The sequence below is a fragment of the Microcystis sp. BLCC-F210 genome (genome assembly GCF_042134685.1).
GTDB classification, from domain to species: domain Bacteria; phylum Cyanobacteriota; class Cyanobacteriia; order Cyanobacteriales; family Microcystaceae; genus Microcystis; species Microcystis aeruginosa_D.
Map to the genome: position 1 here is coordinate 4,895,144 of NZ_CP169647.1, position 17,301 is coordinate 4,912,444.

The 17,301-nt window shown below is 45.2% G+C and carries 13 protein-coding genes and 1 pseudogene; 11 read left to right on the forward strand and 3 right to left on the reverse strand.

Annotation, left to right across the window (positions count from 1 at the left end; translation table 11 throughout):
• Window positions 1–227 precede the first annotated feature (227 nt).
• Together ACE3JL_RS23840 and ACE3JL_RS23845 are read left to right on the forward strand one after the other, a co-directional pair.
• Window positions 228–1,476: pseudogene (locus ACE3JL_RS23840) on the forward strand (ISNCY family transposase).
• An 879-nt stretch (window positions 1,477–2,355) separates the two neighbouring features.
• Window positions 2,356–3,144 carry a response regulator transcription factor gene (locus ACE3JL_RS23845; protein WP_375328543.1) on the forward strand — a complete coding sequence of 263 codons (789 nt, stop codon included), beginning with the start codon at window positions 2,356–2,358 and terminating at the stop codon, window positions 3,142–3,144.
• Between the two features lie 85 nt (window positions 3,145–3,229).
• Here ACE3JL_RS23845 and ftsH read toward each other — a convergent pair whose 3' ends face one another.
• Complete coding sequence (ftsH, locus tag ACE3JL_RS23850) at window positions 3,230–5,125, reverse strand: ATP-dependent zinc metalloprotease FtsH (RefSeq protein ID WP_271991906.1); 1,896 nt, start codon at window positions 5,123–5,125, stop codon at window positions 3,230–3,232.
• A gap of 214 nt (window positions 5,126–5,339) precedes the next feature.
• On the opposite strand from ftsH, the gene rimP reads away from it, so the two are divergent.
• The 5 genes from rimP (at window position 5,340) to ACE3JL_RS23875 (ending at window position 11,326) form a co-directional block, all read left to right on the forward strand.
• Window positions 5,340–5,810, forward strand: a complete 471-nt coding sequence (gene rimP / locus ACE3JL_RS23855; protein ID WP_271991904.1) for a ribosome maturation factor RimP — start codon at window positions 5,340–5,342, stop codon at window positions 5,808–5,810.
• 164 nt (window positions 5,811–5,974) lie between these two features.
• On the forward strand, window positions 5,975–7,171 hold the full coding sequence (nusA, locus tag ACE3JL_RS23860; protein ID WP_271991903.1) for a transcription termination factor NusA: 1,197 nt from the start codon (window positions 5,975–5,977) through the stop codon (window positions 7,169–7,171).
• Window positions 7,168–7,449, forward strand: a complete 282-nt coding sequence (locus tag ACE3JL_RS23865) for a YlxR family protein (RefSeq protein WP_271991901.1) — start codon at window positions 7,168–7,170, stop codon at window positions 7,447–7,449. The genes nusA and ACE3JL_RS23865 overlap by 4 nt, the downstream gene beginning before the upstream one ends.
• Before the next feature lie 110 nt (window positions 7,450–7,559).
• The gene (gene infB, locus ACE3JL_RS23870) at window positions 7,560–10,640 is read left to right on the forward strand and encodes a translation initiation factor IF-2 (protein WP_375328544.1); all 3,081 of its coding nucleotides are present in this window, start codon (window positions 7,560–7,562) and stop codon (window positions 10,638–10,640) included.
• A 116-nt stretch (window positions 10,641–10,756) separates the two neighbouring features.
• Window positions 10,757–11,326, forward strand: a complete 570-nt coding sequence (locus ACE3JL_RS23875; RefSeq protein ID WP_271991899.1) for a low-complexity tail membrane protein — start codon at window positions 10,757–10,759, stop codon at window positions 11,324–11,326.
• A gap of 1 nt (window position 11,327) precedes the next feature.
• On the opposite strand, the gene ACE3JL_RS23880 is transcribed toward ACE3JL_RS23875, so the two are convergent.
• Window positions 11,328–12,059 (reverse strand): carbonic anhydrase, encoded by a 732-nt coding sequence (locus tag ACE3JL_RS23880; protein WP_271991897.1) that lies wholly within the window; start codon window positions 12,057–12,059, stop codon window positions 11,328–11,330.
• Between the two features lie 81 nt (window positions 12,060–12,140).
• Window positions 12,141–13,652 carry a carotenoid isomerase gene (crtH, locus tag ACE3JL_RS23885; protein WP_271991896.1) on the reverse strand — a complete coding sequence of 504 codons (1,512 nt, stop codon included), beginning with the start codon at window positions 13,650–13,652 and terminating at the stop codon, window positions 12,141–12,143.
• Between the two features lie 802 nt (window positions 13,653–14,454).
• Between crtH and ACE3JL_RS23890 the strand changes: the two genes are divergently transcribed.
• The 4 genes from ACE3JL_RS23890 (at window position 14,455) to ACE3JL_RS23905 (ending at window position 17,301) form a co-directional block, all read left to right on the forward strand.
• Complete coding sequence (locus ACE3JL_RS23890) at window positions 14,455–15,183, forward strand: energy-coupling factor ABC transporter permease (protein WP_271991894.1); 729 nt, start codon at window positions 14,455–14,457, stop codon at window positions 15,181–15,183.
• A gap of 28 nt (window positions 15,184–15,211) precedes the next feature.
• On the forward strand, window positions 15,212–15,535 hold the full coding sequence (locus ACE3JL_RS23895) for a PDGLE domain-containing protein (protein ID WP_271991893.1): 324 nt from the start codon (window positions 15,212–15,214) through the stop codon (window positions 15,533–15,535).
• Window positions 15,536–15,724: 189 nt separating this feature from the next.
• A complete protein-coding gene (cbiQ, locus tag ACE3JL_RS23900) occupies window positions 15,725–16,498 on the forward strand; it encodes a cobalt ECF transporter T component CbiQ (RefSeq protein ID WP_271991892.1) in 774 nt (257 codons plus the stop codon).
• 14 nt (window positions 16,499–16,512) lie between these two features.
• Complete coding sequence (locus ACE3JL_RS23905; protein WP_375328545.1) at window positions 16,513–17,301, forward strand: energy-coupling factor ABC transporter ATP-binding protein; 789 nt, start codon at window positions 16,513–16,515, stop codon at window positions 17,299–17,301.

Here is a 17,301-nt window from a genome sequence, read left to right on the forward strand (position 1 = left end):
TCCCATATCGAACCATACCAAGTCCCGAAGAGCCACAATTGGCTAGACAAATTAAGTATAAATACCCAAGCAATCAAAGAGGTTGGCTGAGAACGAACGGGGTTAAATCAGGAAGATAGTTCTGTTTTTAGAATAGGGAATTCAAGGGAAATAAAAATTTATAATTATTGTCAGCTAAGGTAAAATGGGTGAGATAGAAATCCACCAGCACGTCAAATTATTCCAAGATGGCTCAAAAAGCGGCAACCCTAGAAATTTCGGAATTAATGCAATTTTTCCATCAAGAATTAGATGATTTACCCGATGAGAGGAAACCTGGAAATAATAGAAAATATGAGATAAAAGATGCCGTGATGGCTGCATTTTCAGTCTTTTTTACTCAGTCGCCGTCTTTTTTAGACCATCAACGTTTAATGAAAAGCAATAAGGGAAAAGATAATGCTGAAAGTTTATTTTCAATTAAAAAAATTCCTGGGGATAATCAAATAAGAAATTTGTTAGATCCAGTGCCAGCATCTAATATCTCTAGGACTTTTCAAAAAGTCTATGAATGGTTAAAAGAAAAGGGAGTTTTGAAAAAGTTTCTCTACTTAGATGGAGAAATATTAGTGGCGTTAGATGGCACAGAATATTTCTCATCCAAGAAAATTAATTGCCCTCATTGTAACTGTCGTAATCATCGAAATGGAACTACAACTTATTTTCATGGCTGTGTCACACCGATAGTAGTTTCTCCTAAGCAAAAACAAGTAATTAATTTAGAGCCAGAATTCATTAAAAAACAAGATGGACATCAAAAACAAGACTGTGAAAATGCGGCCGTTAAAAGATGGTTAAATAGGAATCATAAAAATAAGTATGGTTATCCTGTAACTCTTTTAGGAGACGACTTATATTCTCACGAACCTGTTTGTGAATTAGCGATAAAACAAGGTTATAATTTTATTTTTGTTTGTTTGGAAACGTCGCATAAAACTTTATATGAATGGCTAGAATTTTTAGAAAAAAGTGGCGAAGTTAGGACCGTTGAAAAGAAACAATGGGATGGACGAAAAAATCTAATTTATCGTTATCGTTATGCTTCTAGAGTTCCCTTAAGAGAGGGGGACTCAAGTCTCGAAGTTAATTGGTGTGAAGTGACTGTTATCAATGAAAAAACCCAGAAAACTATCTACCAAAATAATTGGATAACTAATCATAAAATCACGGAAAATAATGTCGAAGAAATTGTCAAAGCTGGACGTAGCAGATGGAAAGTTGAAAATGAAGGCAATAACGTTCTTAAAAATCACGGTTATAATTTAGAGCATAACTTTGGTCACGGTCAGAATCATTTGTGCGAGTTCTTATTGTCTTTAAATTTACTAGCTTTTTTATTTCATACCGTGTTGGATTTAGTTAATTACACCTATCAAAAGATTCGTGAGCTATTAGTAACTAGGACTTCTTTCTTTAATGATATTCGTACCCTATTAAAATTTATTTGGTTTAAGAATTGGTCGGAATTTTTCTCATTTATTCTAACCGAATATGTCCCATTTAAAAAAGTAAATTCTAGTTAAAAATGTCAATTTTTCGAGAGAAGGAAAGATTATTTTATTCATTGAAAAAACCACAAATTAGGTCAGAATTTCAGCTAAATTTATGAGTTGAGATAAGTTTTTTATGGGCAGATATTTTAAAACTGTCTCTTGAAGCTAATTATGATGATTATCTTGAAAAAAAATGATAATTAGACAGAAGTTCTCTATGTGAACAAGAGAACTTTATCTTCTTTTGTTTTCAAAATGAGAATTGCTGATGAAGTCGGGAGTGGGGTGATGGGATTATAAATTATAAATTATGAATTATGAATTATGAAGTCGGGAGTGGGGTGATGGGATTATAAATTATGAATTATGAAGTCGGGAGTGGGGTGATGGGAGCGGGGAGCAGGGAGCTTTTTTTTCAGTGGTCAGTAAACAGTAATCAGTGAACTGAAAACTCACATCTGAATAATACCAAATTTCTAAATCTATGACAGACATCCACGCTCGAATGCTTGCCAAACCTGCATTCGTTGTGAAGCGAATAAAGAAAAATGGCTCTTCTGGTTTCTGTGTGGAAACGAGGTCTATACTGATAGAATATCCGTAAAATAGTCTTAAAAGTTTTGTCCAGTAAGCATTTCACGATTCCATAAACAAAAATTATCACACAAAGCCGAGAAGAGCCGAAAAATGGTATAACTGATTTCTGACTCCTGACTCCTGACGGCTGACAGCTAACGAATGTTACGATTGTTACAATATCTTGACATTAATTCTGATACCCTGACAATGTGTCAATCTGTGCAGTAATGAGGCAGAAATTCAAGTGGTATCGATCCATATTTCTATTGTTGAGGGCAACCCGCACTTGCGATCGCTATTAGCTTGGCATCTGCAACAGGCCGGTTATTTGGTTAATCAATCGGCAACCCTGCAAAGTGCGCGTCAAGCTTTCCTTCACCGTCAACCAACCTTAGCAATTATCGATTCCGACTTACCCGACGGGGATGGAATCGAACTCTGCCGTTGGCTTTATCAACAAAAACAGTCTCTAATACTGATTCTTTCGGCCCGTAATGGTGAAAAAGATGTGGTCAATGGTTTAAAAGCGGGGGCCGACGACTACCTGAAAAAGCCCTTTGGAATGCAAGAATTTATGGCTAGGGTAGAAGTGTTAACCCGTCGTTTAGGCAGTAGGGCCGCTCCCCTACACTTGGATTATGGGCAATTAAAAATAGATTTAGCCCAAAGACGGGTACAATTTCGCGGGGAGTATATCGAATTAACCCCCCAAGAATTTAGCCTACTCTACGTTTTAGCCCAAGCGGAGGGAACACCCCTATCAAGAGCCGATTTGCTGCGTCGCGCTTGGCCAGAGGAAATAGATAATCCCCGGACAATTGATACTCATGTTCTCTCTCTGCGGAAAAAAATCGAAACCGATCCCAGACAACCTAATTTAATTCAAACCGTCCGCAACGTTGGCTATCGTTTCAATCTAGAAATGTTGGCCGAGATCAATTCAGCTTTAGAAGCTAATATTATTGCTTCCACCAAAGGCAATCATAACGGTCATTCCATGAGTAAAATTCCTGCTCACAATGTTAGTCGTTAATTCTGGCTTTGTCCGACTGATTAGCCGATTTTTGGCTGAAATCGTCTCCTAACTACTGAATAGAAGCAAGGAGACGAAGAGCAAATTAAACCATAGTCACCATTGACCGATCTGCTTGTTGCTGAAATTCCGTCAATAAACGCCGGAATTCGTCGCCGTCAATGGTTTCCTGTTCAATCAGTATATCCACCAAGCGATCAATCGCCACACGATTGTCAAGGATAAGTTTTGTTGCTAAATCGTGGCATTGCTTGACAAGTTCCCGCACTTGTGCATCAATTTTTGCCATCATCGCGAAAGAATGGTCGGCATGATAACCAGCACCAGCACCACCGAGATAGGAATTACCATCCTCTTCTAGGGCAATCAATCCCAATTCCGACATTCCCAGACGCGTTACCATCTGTCGGGCCAGATAGGTAATTTTTTCAATATCATTACCGGCACCGGTGGTCACTTCATCCTCACCGAAGACACATTCCTCCGCTACCCGTCCCCCTAATAATCCCGCAATTCGGGCTAATAACTGGGAACGACTGGTTAAACCCTGTTCCTCATCGGGAGTGAACCAAGTTAACCCCTGCGCTTGACCCCGGGGAATCAGGGTAACTTTTTCCACTTGATCGTGACCAGGACAGAGACTAGCGACAATCGCATGGCCCACTTCATGATAGGCGATCAAACGCTTGGCTTTACTATCCACTAAAGCGCGCCCTTCCATACCGGCCACAATCCGATCGATCGCATCGTTGACCTCCTCCATAGTAATCGCCTCTTTACGCCGTCTAGCGGTAAAAATTGCCGCTTCGTTGAGCATATTCGCCAAATCTGCCCCAGTAAAACCCGGTGTGCGCCGGGCGATCGCCTCCAGAGCCACATCAGCAGCCACCTTTTTATCGCGAGAATGAACCTCTAAAATGGCCAAACGTCCCTTAGAATCTGGATAATCCACCACCACCTGTCGATCAAAACGACCCGGACGCAGCAAGGCCGAATCCAAAACATCAGGGCGGTTGGTGGCGGCAATGACGATAATGCCAGTATTGCCCTCAAAACCGTCCATTTCCGTCAATAATTGGTTCAGGGTTTGTTCCCGTTCATCATTACCTCCCCCATAACCGATCCCTCGTTGACGACCAACGGCATCAATTTCATCGATAAAAACCAAACAAGGGGCATTTTCCTGGGCTTTTCGGAACAGATCTCGCACTCGCGACGCACCAACCCCGACAAACATCTCGACAAATTCCGACCCAGAGATGCTGAAAAAAGGTACTCCTGCTTCTCCTGCGATCGCTTTAGCCAGTAAAGTTTTCCCCGTCCCTGGGGGCCCGATTAACAGGACTCCCTTGGGGATTTTCGCACCAATAGCCGTAAATTTTTCCGGTTGTTTGAGGAATGTTACCACTTCCTCCAGATCTTCCTTGGCCTCATCCACACCCGCCACATCATTGAATTCTATGCCGGTTTTCGCCTCCATCTGAAACCGCGCCCTTGATTTACCGAAGTTCATCGCTTGACCGGAAGCATTAGCAGAACGACGGATAATAAACACCAATAATCCCAAGACGAGAATAATCACTAACAGGTTAGTGAGAACATTGATCAAGGCCGAATTGTCAGTGCTGGGGAGAATGCCGTACTCAATTTTTTTAGCATCGAGTCTCTTGATTAATTCGGGATTTTGGTCAAATAAATTGACTTCTTTCGGGGGATCCTTGTCCGTTTGACCGACGAGGGTAACTGCTGCCTGCTGCAAAGAAGGATTGATTTCCACCTTTTTTACCTTGCCTTGCTCGATTTTCTCTAACAATTCACCGTAGGTGAGGGTATTTTGGTTTTTTTGACTCCAAGCAGGATTGACATGGCCAAAGGTTTGCAGAATCATCCAAGTGGTGACAATCCCTTTCCATACTGGCCGATGACCACGATTCTTAGCTGACTTGGCTCTAACTACGGTGAGCGCAGATTTTTGATCCATAATTGACTCTATATCTAGTTACCCTGTATTCATTGTGACAGATCGACTCGATCGTGACCACTGTTCTGTTTTTCCCCAAGCACGACCCTGAGGGCAAATAGTGATGACGGTTTTTTGCTATACTGTATTCAGCTAGGTGGTCTAACAACTGCCTATCCCAATCACTAACAGTTTAGGGAAGTGGGTTTCGCCCGCTTTTTTTATTGTCTAAATCATGACCCATCCGCTCATCCCCGACCTGCTGCACCTAGCCACCCCTATCGCTGAAAACTTGGGGCTAGAAGTGGTCGATATCGTTTTTCAAACCAATAAAAGGCCTCCCGTCCTGCGCGTCGATATTCGCAATCTTGCGGGAGATACTGGTTTAGAGGACTGTGAGCAGATGAGTCGATCCTTAGAAACCGCCCTCGACAGTCAAGAAATCTTACCAGGGGCCTACGTTTTGGAAATATCTAGCCCCGGCATTTCTCGACAACTGAGCAGCGAACGCGAATTTCAGTCTTTTAAAGGTTTTCCCGTCATCGTTACCGGCCAGGATAGCCAGGGAAAACCAAAAGAATGGCGCGGAAAACTGCAAGGTAGAGATGAGCAATCTATTTATCTTAACCAAAAGGGTCGCTCCCTGACCATCGATCGCACTACTGTCATCAGCGTCCGTTTAGATGAGCAGCGGGATCATCAGTAATCAGTAATCAGGGATAAAGATCAAGATAAATAACTAACTAACTGATTAACTTAAAACTTACATCTGATAACTGATAACTGATAACTGATAACTGATAACTGATAACTGATACAAGGCTGACGGATAAAAAACCAATAACTCAAAAGAAAGGAGACAAAATAATTATGGCTACCGTTAATTTGCCCGGTTTGAAAATAATGCTCGAAGAAATTAGCCAACGACATAATCTGCCCAAAAATGCCGTACAGGAGGCTTTGCGCGAGGCCCTGATCAAGGGTTACGAACGTTATCGCCGCTCCCAAAGTTTAGAAAAAGCCGCTCAATTTCATGAAGATTATTTCAATAACTTTGATGTGGAATTAGACGTAGAAGAAGAAGGCTTTCGTATCCTTTCGACTAAAACTATTGTGGAAGAAGTGACCAATCCTGACCATCACATCGGTCTTAAAGAAGTGCAGGAAGTGGCCGATGAAGCCCAATTAGGAGATGAAGTAGTTCTTGATGTCACCCCCGACCAAAGAGAATTTGGTCGCATGGCGGCGATTCAAACTAAACAGGTTTTACTGCAAAAACTGCGGGATAACCAACGCAAAATGATTCAAGAGGAGTTCCAAGATCTGGAAGGAACCGTTTTACAGGCCCGGGTCGTCCGTTTTGAAAGACAGGCCGCTATTGTCATGGTACAAAGTACCTACGGTCAACCGGAAGTGGAAGCAGAACTACCCAAACGGGAACAGCTGCCCAACGATAACTATCGCGCCAACGCCACCTTTAAAGTTCTGCTCAAAAAAGTCTTGGAAGGTTCTCAACGCGGCCCGCAATTAATTGTTTCCAGAGCGGCGGCAGGCTTGGTAGTATATTTGTTCGCCAACGAAGTTCCCGAAATCGAGGAGGAAATCGTGCGTATTGTCGCCGTCGCTCGGGAAGCTAATCCCCCCTCCCGTCACGTTGGTTCGCGGACAAAAATCGCCGTCGATACCCTAGAAAGAGACGTGGATCCGGTTGGAGCTTGTATTGGGGCCAGAGGTTCGCGGATTCAAGCCGTGGTGAACGAATTGCGGGGGGAAAAAATCGACGTGATTCGCTGGTCTCCAGATCCCGCCACCTACATCGCCAATGCCCTTAGTCCCGCCCGTATTGACCAAGTTTTGTTCACTAATGCCGAAGAAAGACAAGCATTGGTACTGGTGGCACAGGATCAATTAAGTTTAGCGATTGGCAAAGAAGGGCAGAACGTGCGTTTAGCCGCCCGTCTGACGGGCTGGAAAATCGATATTAAGGATATCGCCCTCTATAAAGGCGAACAGGAATTAAAGACCGATGAAAACGACCCAGAAACGCAGGATTTAGACCAAGAATGAACCCCTTCCTCAACTATCGACGCTGTATTAGCTGCCGTCTCTTCGCCCCGAAAGAATCCTTTTGGCGAATTGTCCGACTACACCCGTCCGGACAGATACAATTAGATCAAGGAATGGGAAGGGCTGCCTATATCTGTCCGCAACCTAACTGCCTGCAATTAGCCAGGCAAAAAAATCGTCTCGGACGCGCCCTAAAAGCCAATATTCCCGAAACGCTCTATGAATCCTTGCAAAAGCGCCTCGGTACTGCCAAGCAAGGTAGTCCAAATCAGGATTAAAATTGACGATCATAGCCACAAAATCGTTAGCATGGAAAGGGGCAGTCCTGACAGGATCAAAAAATCAGCCAAATTATAGGATCACTAACACTTTAGCCGGGGGATAATGGATGAGTAACGCGAAAGTCAGAATTTACGATTTATCAAAAGAATTGAATCTAGACAACAAAGACATTTTGGATATCTGTGACCAGTTGAACATCGAGTACAAGAGCCACAGTAGCACGATCAGCGAAGAGGATGCCCAACGCATCAAAGCGATTGCGGCAAAGGGAGTTATTTCGAGTACCAGTAAAAATAGCACGGGTCAGCGAGAATCGGCTATTCCCGCCGAAGAAAAAAAACAAAAGATTTTAGCCCTGCATAAACACAACCGCCCCGAAACCGGCGAAGAAGGGGAAATCTATCCCAGTCCTGCTGGTTCCTCAGCTAAACCGACTTTAATCAATCCTCCCCGTCCCCCAGTTAAACCCCTAGTTGCTGCCCCAGGGCGCGACGGTGCGGCCGAAAAAACCCCCCCCACCGCTGCAGAGATGCCATTTCAGTCCGCCAGTGTTAAAGAAACCCCGACCGAAACCCCGCTAGTGCCAGAAGTATCCCTCACCTTAATCGCCCCACCTAATCGACCTTCCCTCACCCCGAAACCACGCCCAGGCAGCACATCAGGCCGGCCAGAACCCCGATCTAAAAATGCCCCCGGCGGTAACGACAGCCCCCCTTACCCCCTTCGGCTTGGCTCAGGGCAAGCCGAGCTAAGTCGAAGGGGGGGAGAAAAACGCGAGCGCGGCGAGAGCGAGAACCTCCCTAGCCCTGAAGGCAGGGTTAGCTTGGCTAAACCAGAAAAACCGACCCTCAACCGCAAACCCGACGGAAAAAGCCCAAAATTGGCGGAACCAGCCAGAGAAGTGCGGGAGACGGTGGAATTGAAACGCCCAGTTCGCCCCGGTTTACCCACTAAAATCTCGTCTACTGGCGAGCAAGAGGCCGATACTACCAAGAAATCCGGTGTTGATGGCACAGAAATCGATACAGATACCGGACTGCTCGGAGCAGACGGGTTGAAAAAACTCAAACGACCGACCATGCCCCCTCGCATGGCCAAAAAATCTAGCTGGGAAGAAGAGGAAGAAGAAGAGAAAAAAGCGGCCAAAACTGCCAAAACTGCCGGCAAAAACAAACGCCGCACCCAAGCCCTCTTTGAAGATGATGATGATCTAGAATCGGAACTATCTGGGTTAATCAATAGCCCCAGTTTTACCCTTTCCACCGCTCGTCCCCCCAAACCGCCCAGCGCGAAAGCAACCACCCCTAGCACTCCCACAGCAGTCAAAGTTAAGCGGCCCAGTAAACCAACCGCTCACACCGGCAGCTCGAAAAGCGAGCGCCAAGAACCCCAAGAGGAAAAACGCCCGGAAAGCATCGTCATCACTGGCAGTCTTACCGTGCGCGACCTCTCGGAATTGATGAAAGTCCCGGAAACCGAGATCATCAGAACCCTATTTTTTAAAGGGATGGCAGTTAATATCACCCAAACTCTCGACGTGGACACCATCGAAATGATCGCCAGGGACTTCGAGATGGCCGTGGAAACCCCCAGCACCCAGTCGGCGGCGATCAAAACCACGGAAATGATCGATGTCTCCGACTGGGAAAGTCTCCAGCGTCGTCCTCCCGTCGTCACCATTATGGGTCACGTTGACCACGGCAAAACCACCCTCCTCGACTCGATCCGCAAAACTAAAGTCGCCCAAGGAGAAGCCGGCGGCATCACCCAGCACATCGGTGCTTACCACGTCGATGTGGAACATAACGGCAAACCGGAACAGATTGTCTTTTTGGATACCCCTGGCCACGAAGCTTTTACTGCTATGCGCGCCCGCGGGGCGAGAGTCACCGATATAGCGGTACTGGTGGTGGCCGCCGATGATGGCGTACAACCCCAAACGAAAGAGGCAATTAGTCACGCCAGGGCCGCCGAAGTCCCCATCGTGGTGGCGATTAACAAAGTCGATAAACCTTCCGCTAACCCCGACCGGATTAAACAGGAATTGACCGAACAGGGACTGGTGGCCGAAGATTGGGGCGGTGAGACGATCATGGTTCCCGTTAGCGCCCTGCGGGGGGAAAATCTCGATAATCTGCTGGAAATGATCCTCTTAGTGGCAGAAGTAGAGGAATTGGTCGCTAACCCCGATCGCTTGGCTAAGGGAACCGTGATCGAAGCTAACCTCGATCGCACCAAAGGTCCCGTGGCTACCCTACTCGTCCAGAATGGTACTCTCCGCGTCGGTGATAGCATCGTCGCTGGTTCCGTTTTTGGTAAAATTCGGGCGATGATCGATGACCGCGGCCAAAAAGTCGAAGCGGCCACCCCCTCCTTCGCCGTGGAAATCCTCGGTCTTAGCGATGTTCCGGCCGCCGGCGATGAGTTCGATGTCTATGAAAGTGAGAAAGAGGCCCGATCAATTGCCGATCAACGGGCGATCGAACAACGCAACACCCGTTTACAACAGGCCCTCTCCTCCCGTCGCGTTAGCCTTAGCACCCTCTCTATCCAAGCTCAAGAAGGACAACTCAAGGAACTTAATCTCATCCTCAAGGCAGATGTGCAGGGTTCCGTTGAGGCCATCCTCGGAGCGCTCAAACAGTTACCCCAAAACGAAGTGCAGATTCGGGTTCTCCTCGCCTCTCCGGGGGAAATCACCGAAACGGATGTGGATCTGGCCGCCGCTAGTGGTGCGGTAGTGGTGGGCTTTAATACCACCCTTGCCAGTGGTGCGCGCGCATCCGCCGATCGGGAAGGAGTCGATATCCGTGATTACAATATCATCTACAAGCTTCTCGATGATATTCAAGGGGCGATGGAAGGTCTTCTCGACCCCGAAGAAGTGGAAGAACACCTCGGTTTTGCCGAAGTGCGGGCCGTCTTCACCGTCGGTCGTGGGGCCGTGGCGGGTTGTTATGTCCAATCTGGTAAACTGGTGCGGAATCGCTTCCTGCGCGTGCGTCGCGGCAAGGAAATTGTTTATCAGGGGGTTCTTGATTCCCTCAAACGGATGAAGGAAGATGCCCGGGAAGTGGCCACCGGTTTCGAGTGCGGTGTCGGTATTTCTAAATTCAATGACTGGAAAGAAGGCGATATTATCGAAGCCTACGAAATGGTCATGAAACGTCGCACTTTATCCAGTTAATTAGACTTGAACCGTCGGGAGTCAGTTATCAGTTATCAGTTATCAGTTACCAGTTATCAGTTATAATTCATAATTCATAATTCATAATTTATAATTCATAATTCATAATTCTCTCTATGAAATCAGAACCTTTTTTGTGGATTCATCTGGCAGGGTTAGCGGCTTTGCCAATCTTTTTACAAATCGCTTGGATTGGTTTAGCTGTGGGCGATCCCTTGCCTTTTCTTTGGCTAGAATGGTTATTTCTGGGAGTGATCGCTATTATTCCAGTCTTTTGGATGCAGTGGACAAAACCTTTTGATATCTTTAGTCTTTTGTTGGTTGCCCTGAAACCGAGTCAACTCACTCCCGAACAGTTAAAAATTCTCTCTCTTTTTCAACGTCCTCGCCATCGTCTTCTTACTCTTTTGGGAGTCGTCCTCCTAATTCTCATCGCTTGGCCAATCTATAATTTTGCCCCTCTAGCGGCTGCCGTGGCCGCCTATCTCCCCCAATGGCGGCTTTTAGGTTTAGTAATTGCTGCGATCGCTCTTCTCTTAAGTCATCTATTTCTACAGGTTCCTCTGAGTGTTCTTGGGGTTTTAGCCACGAAGGAAAGTGACTGGACAGCCACCGAAGCTTTAGTTATTGAGCGCATTCCTGAGTTATTTACTATTTTTGGTATAAAAGTTAATAAAATTATCTAAATTAGCTAAAATATAGGATTGATCGCCCATTTAAGGGTTGAATATTCCTGGCATTACTCGGAAAAATCGCAGCCAATTGTTGCAGTTGTTGGGGAGAAATTTTGATCGCATTTTGCCAGACTAACCAGAGAACATCCTCGCTACAGGGAGGAGTGGACAAAGACCCCCGATATTCATAAAAACCGCTATTTTCTGGCAGTAAAAGCCCGGCATTGACCCAAGTATCGGGGATAATCATTTCAGGAGAAGGTTCTTGGGGCAAATAATCCCAAATGGTTTGTAAATAGGGATTATTTGCCCCAATTTCGGCTAAAATGCCCACAACTGCTAAATTTCCCTTCCCATTTCGATGCACTAAATGAATTTCTAGAGGGAAAGACTGACCTTTAATCTGATGTTCGCTGGGGTGATGAAAATGAAACTGTAATAAGTCCCAGTTTTCGCTGCGAAAACTCATGTTTCCACCTTTTTCGGTCTGAACCAAGATTGTACGACCGTTATGGCGAATTTTTAGGGGTACAGGACGATAATTAAAGGTGGGTTGGTATAGATCTTTTTCAGTCGCTATACTAAGATCGATCGGTGTTTGTTGCTTTCCCGTGGTGCAGAGGCGATAATTCGTTGATAATTCGCCCCAATGGTCAATATTTTGATAATTCCAAGTAAATTCTGGATTAATAGCCCCAAAAAGAGCGTGAGAGCCAATAAATTGCAGTAATTCTCGTCTATACATGGGATTGATACTGCCGTTACCTCAAGGTGTGGGGATTCTTGGTTCACGAGATTAGCTGCTTAGAAAGAATTACTTCTGATTTTAATCTCTGGGACTAGGTAAACCGAGATCTACCGCTAGACGATGACTGCAAGCAAAACCGGAAAAGGCCACTGCGTTTAATCCTTGACCGGGGAAGGTACTATCTCCCACACAATAAAGATTAGGAATAGCTGTGCGATTAAAGGGCATTCCTAATAAGCCTAACAGTTTTCTTCGCGGTATTGGGCCGTAACTGCCATCGATTCTATTTAAAAAGCGGCGATGGGTGCGGGCTGTGCCAATTTCGATATAATCTAATCCTGTATCTAGTTTGGGAAAGAGTATTTTCAGGCGATCGATGAGACGATTAGCAGCAGCCTCTTTTTTCTGTTGATATTCTTGGGGGGGCAGTTTTTGCCATTGGTCAATCCAGCTAGGGGTGAAGGTATGAATGATATGATGGTCTGGGGGTGCGAGGGAGGGATCGAGTAAGGTAGGAATAGAAACAAAGATAGTTCCCTGTTCTGCCTCCATATTTTCCCAATCTTCTAGTAAAATATGGTGACATTCGCTTCCTGATGGTAAGACATCAGCCTTAACTCCCAGATGTAAACTCAGGAAACTGGGGGATTTTTGATAGCGTTTTTGCCATTTTTTTTCGCTACCTGGGAGAGATTCCGGGGGGAGTAGTTTCTCGAAGGTATCCCAACGGGTGGCGTTAGAAACAATCTTTTTTGCGTAATATTCCTTACCATTGGTCAATTTTACCCCGATCGCCCGTCCTGCATCTAAAATAATCTTATTCACTCTCGCTTGATACTGGATTTCACCACCAGTTTTTTCCAATCCCTCGACCAACTTGAGAGCAATCTGTCCCACTCCCCCTCGAGGATAGTTAATTCCCCCGTAATGGCGATCGCTAAAAACCATTCCCGCGTTAATCATTGGAGTGCGATCAGCGGGTACTACCGACCAACAATAACACTCCATATCAATAAATTTCAATAATTTCGGGTCTTTAATATATTTTCTGGCCACATCTCCCGCATTTTGGGGTAAATACTTGACCAGTCCCAAACAGGATAAAGGATGCTGGAAAAAAACCCTAGTCAGATAGCGGGGTTCTTCCAATGATAGTAAATCCATACTATTGAGGCAATTAAAAACTTGCCAGCATTCATCGTAAAAGCGCCGGATACCGGTTTTTTCTGCGGGAAAATGGCTAATTAATTCCTGTAAAAATTGTTCGTAGTCGCGATGAACTTTTAGGTCTAATCCATCCGGGAGATGATAATGGATCTGGACGGGATCGGCAATGGTTTCGACGCTCATATCCACCGCTGCCAAAGCTTTGGTTAGGAGGTTAGTCGTCCCCTTTTTGCCAAAACCAAAAATCATCGAAGCACCCACATCAAAACGATAACCCTCTCGTTCAAAATAACCCGCGCTGCCCCCTGGAATCAGATAACTCTCTAAAACTAAGACTTTTGCTCCTTTTGCCGCTAATTGTGTTGCTGTCACCAATCCCCCGATTCCTGACCCAATCACGATCGCATCGTACTGATTACTCATAACCCAACTTTATAGATTTTTGTTTCAGTCTTCTATTGTAACCCTTGACTAGAGGTCATTTATCGGCTACATTCCTGGAATCGGGGAGTTTGGTGATCAATTCGCTGTATTTAATGTTAGACAATCCCGAAGCAGCGACCGAAATCAAAGATAGACTATGTATAGGCCGACAATGAGACCGAAGCGCTGCAGAAATACTGACTCATACAGATTATCTCGGGGATAAGGAAAAAAGGCTCTCTTGGGTTTGGTAGATAAAATGTATTCTAAGATACATTTTTCTTGGTGAGCAAGTGGAAGGAACTACAGAGAGACAGAGGACACAAAGATTGATCGATCCTCTGTAAGTTAAACTCATCTAGAAGAGCCGAAAAAAGTCTTGACAAATCCTGTCGCTTGACATAGTTGGATTTGGGTGATAGCATCCCCACAAAGATAGGCAGTGCTACTGTTGTAGAAGTACTTTACTTAAAATGATGACCCTAGTTAGGGAATAGTGGTTAGTACTCACCAGCCTCTTCTAACTGATTAAGGACTAGCATAAAAACCCCAAAAAACTCGAGATTTAATAATAATTTTAAAAATTTGACTGCTTGAGAATAATTCAGATTTTGGCTAATAGCTAAACCCTGATAATCGGAAAAATAACAGAAATTCTTAAGAAGCTAAAGGGTTTAAATCCCCAGAGAGGGCATTGTAGAATGAAGCGGTTAGTTATCTACTAAAAGGGAGGACTTTTCCGTCCTAGCGAGGCAATTCTATGGAAATCTTTAACCCAAATTGCAGAGGAGACTGAGTTTTAATGTCTGTTAATTTTCTGGGAGTTGGTTTGTTTCACCATCTCCTTACCCCTTATTTTGCCCTCCATATTCCCGACGGCTTTTTGAGTCCATCGGTAAGTCTATTTACTTGGATAATTGCCGTTGTCCTGATTGGCTTTTCTCTTAAAAAAGTGCGCGGTCACTACGCTGAACGGGCTGTACCTTTGATGGGAGTTTGTGCCGCCTTTATTTTTGCCGCCCAGATGATTAATTTTCCCATTCCAGGGGGAACCTCCGGACATTTGTTAGGGGGGACTCTGGCGGGGGTTTTACTCGGTCCCTGGGCGGGTTCTCTGGTGATGGCGGTGGTTTTTATCGTGCAGGCTTTATTTTTTCAAGATGGCGGTTTAACGGTTTTAGGGGCAAATATCGTCAATATGGGTCTGATCGGGACTTTTGGCGGTTATTATCTCTATCTGGGGATTAGAAAAGCCCTCGGTTTTAATAGTTGGCGCAGTATGGCGATCGCTGTTGCCGTGGCTGCTTGGACAAGTGTGGTGGTGGCGGCGTTAGCTTGCGCCCTGCAATTGGCTTTATCTGGCACTGTACCGCCTTTAGTCGCCCTTTTTACCATGTTATCTTGGCATATCCTCATCGGTATCGGGGAAGCGGTGATTACGGTTTTTGCTGTCGGTTATATCTGGCGAACTCGTCCCGATCTTCTCTACGATCCGCCCCATTCCGTTAATACTTCTGTTTTCCCTTCCTAAGCTTCTCGTCAATAAACCAATTAAGTCGATGAATATTCGCAGAAATAGCCATTTTTTTCTGATTGGCTTGGTATTATCCCTAATTATCGCCGTTTTTCTTTCTCCCTTTGCCAGTCCCGATCCCGACGGACTCGATCGAGTGGCGGAAGACTTACAATTTAGCCAAAAAGAAGACCCTAACGCCCTCGGTAATCAATTACCTTTCGCCGGAATTTTTGATGGTTATGCTCTCAAAGGTGTTCCCCAAGGTATCGCCACTCCCCTCGCCGGTTTTCTGGGAACTCTTGCCACTTTCGGCATCGCTTGGGGTATCGGTAAATTAGTCATTCCAAAATCCCAAAATCAGGAATAAAGAGATAGGAGTCGAGAAGTGGGGTAGTGGGGTAGTGGGGTAGTGGGGCATTTGGCTGAAATTTCCCTAAACCCCTATATCCCTATCCCTAAACCCCTAAACTCCTAAACTCCTAAACCCCTAAACCCCTAAATCCCTATATCCCCTTTCTAACTGATAACTAATAACTGATCACTGATAACTAAATAAATGCTACACATTGCCACTTTTTCTTGCGAAAATGATTGCCAAAATTTTGGTTTTTGGCAGAAACTTGCGCCCCATACCCGGGTTTTAGTGACTCTTTTGTTAGTTTTTGCCACAGCTTTAACTCCGAATGGTAGCTGGGAAACGTGGGGGATTTACGGGTTAGGATTAATTATTTTAATTCTGATCAGTCGGGTGACTATTCCCGTACTTTTGCAAAGAGTAGCGATCGAATTTGTCTTTATTGGTGTGGTTTTATTGGGAACTCTTTTTCGCGAGGGTGGCGAAATTCTTTGGTCTTGGGGATTTTTGCGGGTAACTAGCGAGGGATTGCTGGTTTTAGGCAGTGTCGCCCTAAAAGCTTTTCTCTGTCTTTGTGCGGTCAATATTTTGGTTTTAACCACACCGATTCCGGACCTGTTGCAGGCATTAGTTACCCTGAAAACTCCCCCTTTATTGGTGGCAATTTTAGCTTCTATGTACCGTTATCTAGCTGTTTTAATCACTGAATTTAATTCCATGCGAAGGGCAGCAATTGCCCGCAATTTAATGAGTAGTCCCCGATGGCAACGGTTGCTAGTGGGACATATGATCGGATCTTTATTTATCCGTACCTACGAACGTGGCGATCGCATTTATCAAGCCATGTTATCAAGGGGTTACACTGGTTCCTTGGTTTCTGTACAGGCTCCCCAAAACAAGCTGAACGATTATCTCGCTATAATTTGTATAGTAATTCTGATCCTCTGGGGTCAAATGGTACATCTACTCAGGTAAAAGTCTCGTTTTTCATGCACCACAACCCGATTTTTATTGAAAACCTAGTTTATACCTATCCTGACGGTACAGAAGCGTTAAAGGGTATTAATTTAGCCATTGAAGCTACGGAAAAGGTGGCTTTAGTCGGGGCTAATGGATCGGGAAAATCCACCTTATTACTGCATTTTAACGGTATTCTCCCGCCGCAAACCGGTAGAGTCACCGTCGGTCCCTACCAAGTTAAACCGGAGAATTTAGAAAATATCCGCAATTTTGTCGGTTTAGTCTTCCAAAACCCCGACGATCAGCTATTTATGCCCACTGTCTGGGAGGATGTGACTTTTGGCCCGATGAATCAGGGTATTCGGGGAGAGGATCTAAACCATCGCTGTCATCATGCTTTACACGCGGTGGGATTGGATTCCCAGCATTACGGTAAGAGAAACAGTCAGAATCTATCGGGGGGTGAAAAAAAACGCGTGGCCATTGCGGGGGTTTTAGCCATGTTACCGGAGGTCTTAGTTTTTGATGAACCTAGCGCCCAACTGGATCCCCGGTCCCGTCGGCAATTAATACAACTGTTAGCCACTTTACCCCAAACTCAGGTGATCGCCACCCACGATCTCGATCTGGCTTTAGAATTATGCGATCGCACGGTGGTGTTAAGTCGTGGTCAGGTGGTAGCAGCGGGAGAAACCGCTAAGATTTTAAGTAATCGGGAATTTTTGGAACAACACGACTTGGAAACTCCCCTTTGTTATAGTCGTCCCTACTGTGCGATCGCTGATGCGCCCTCTACTGATGTCCGATGCACAATGTGA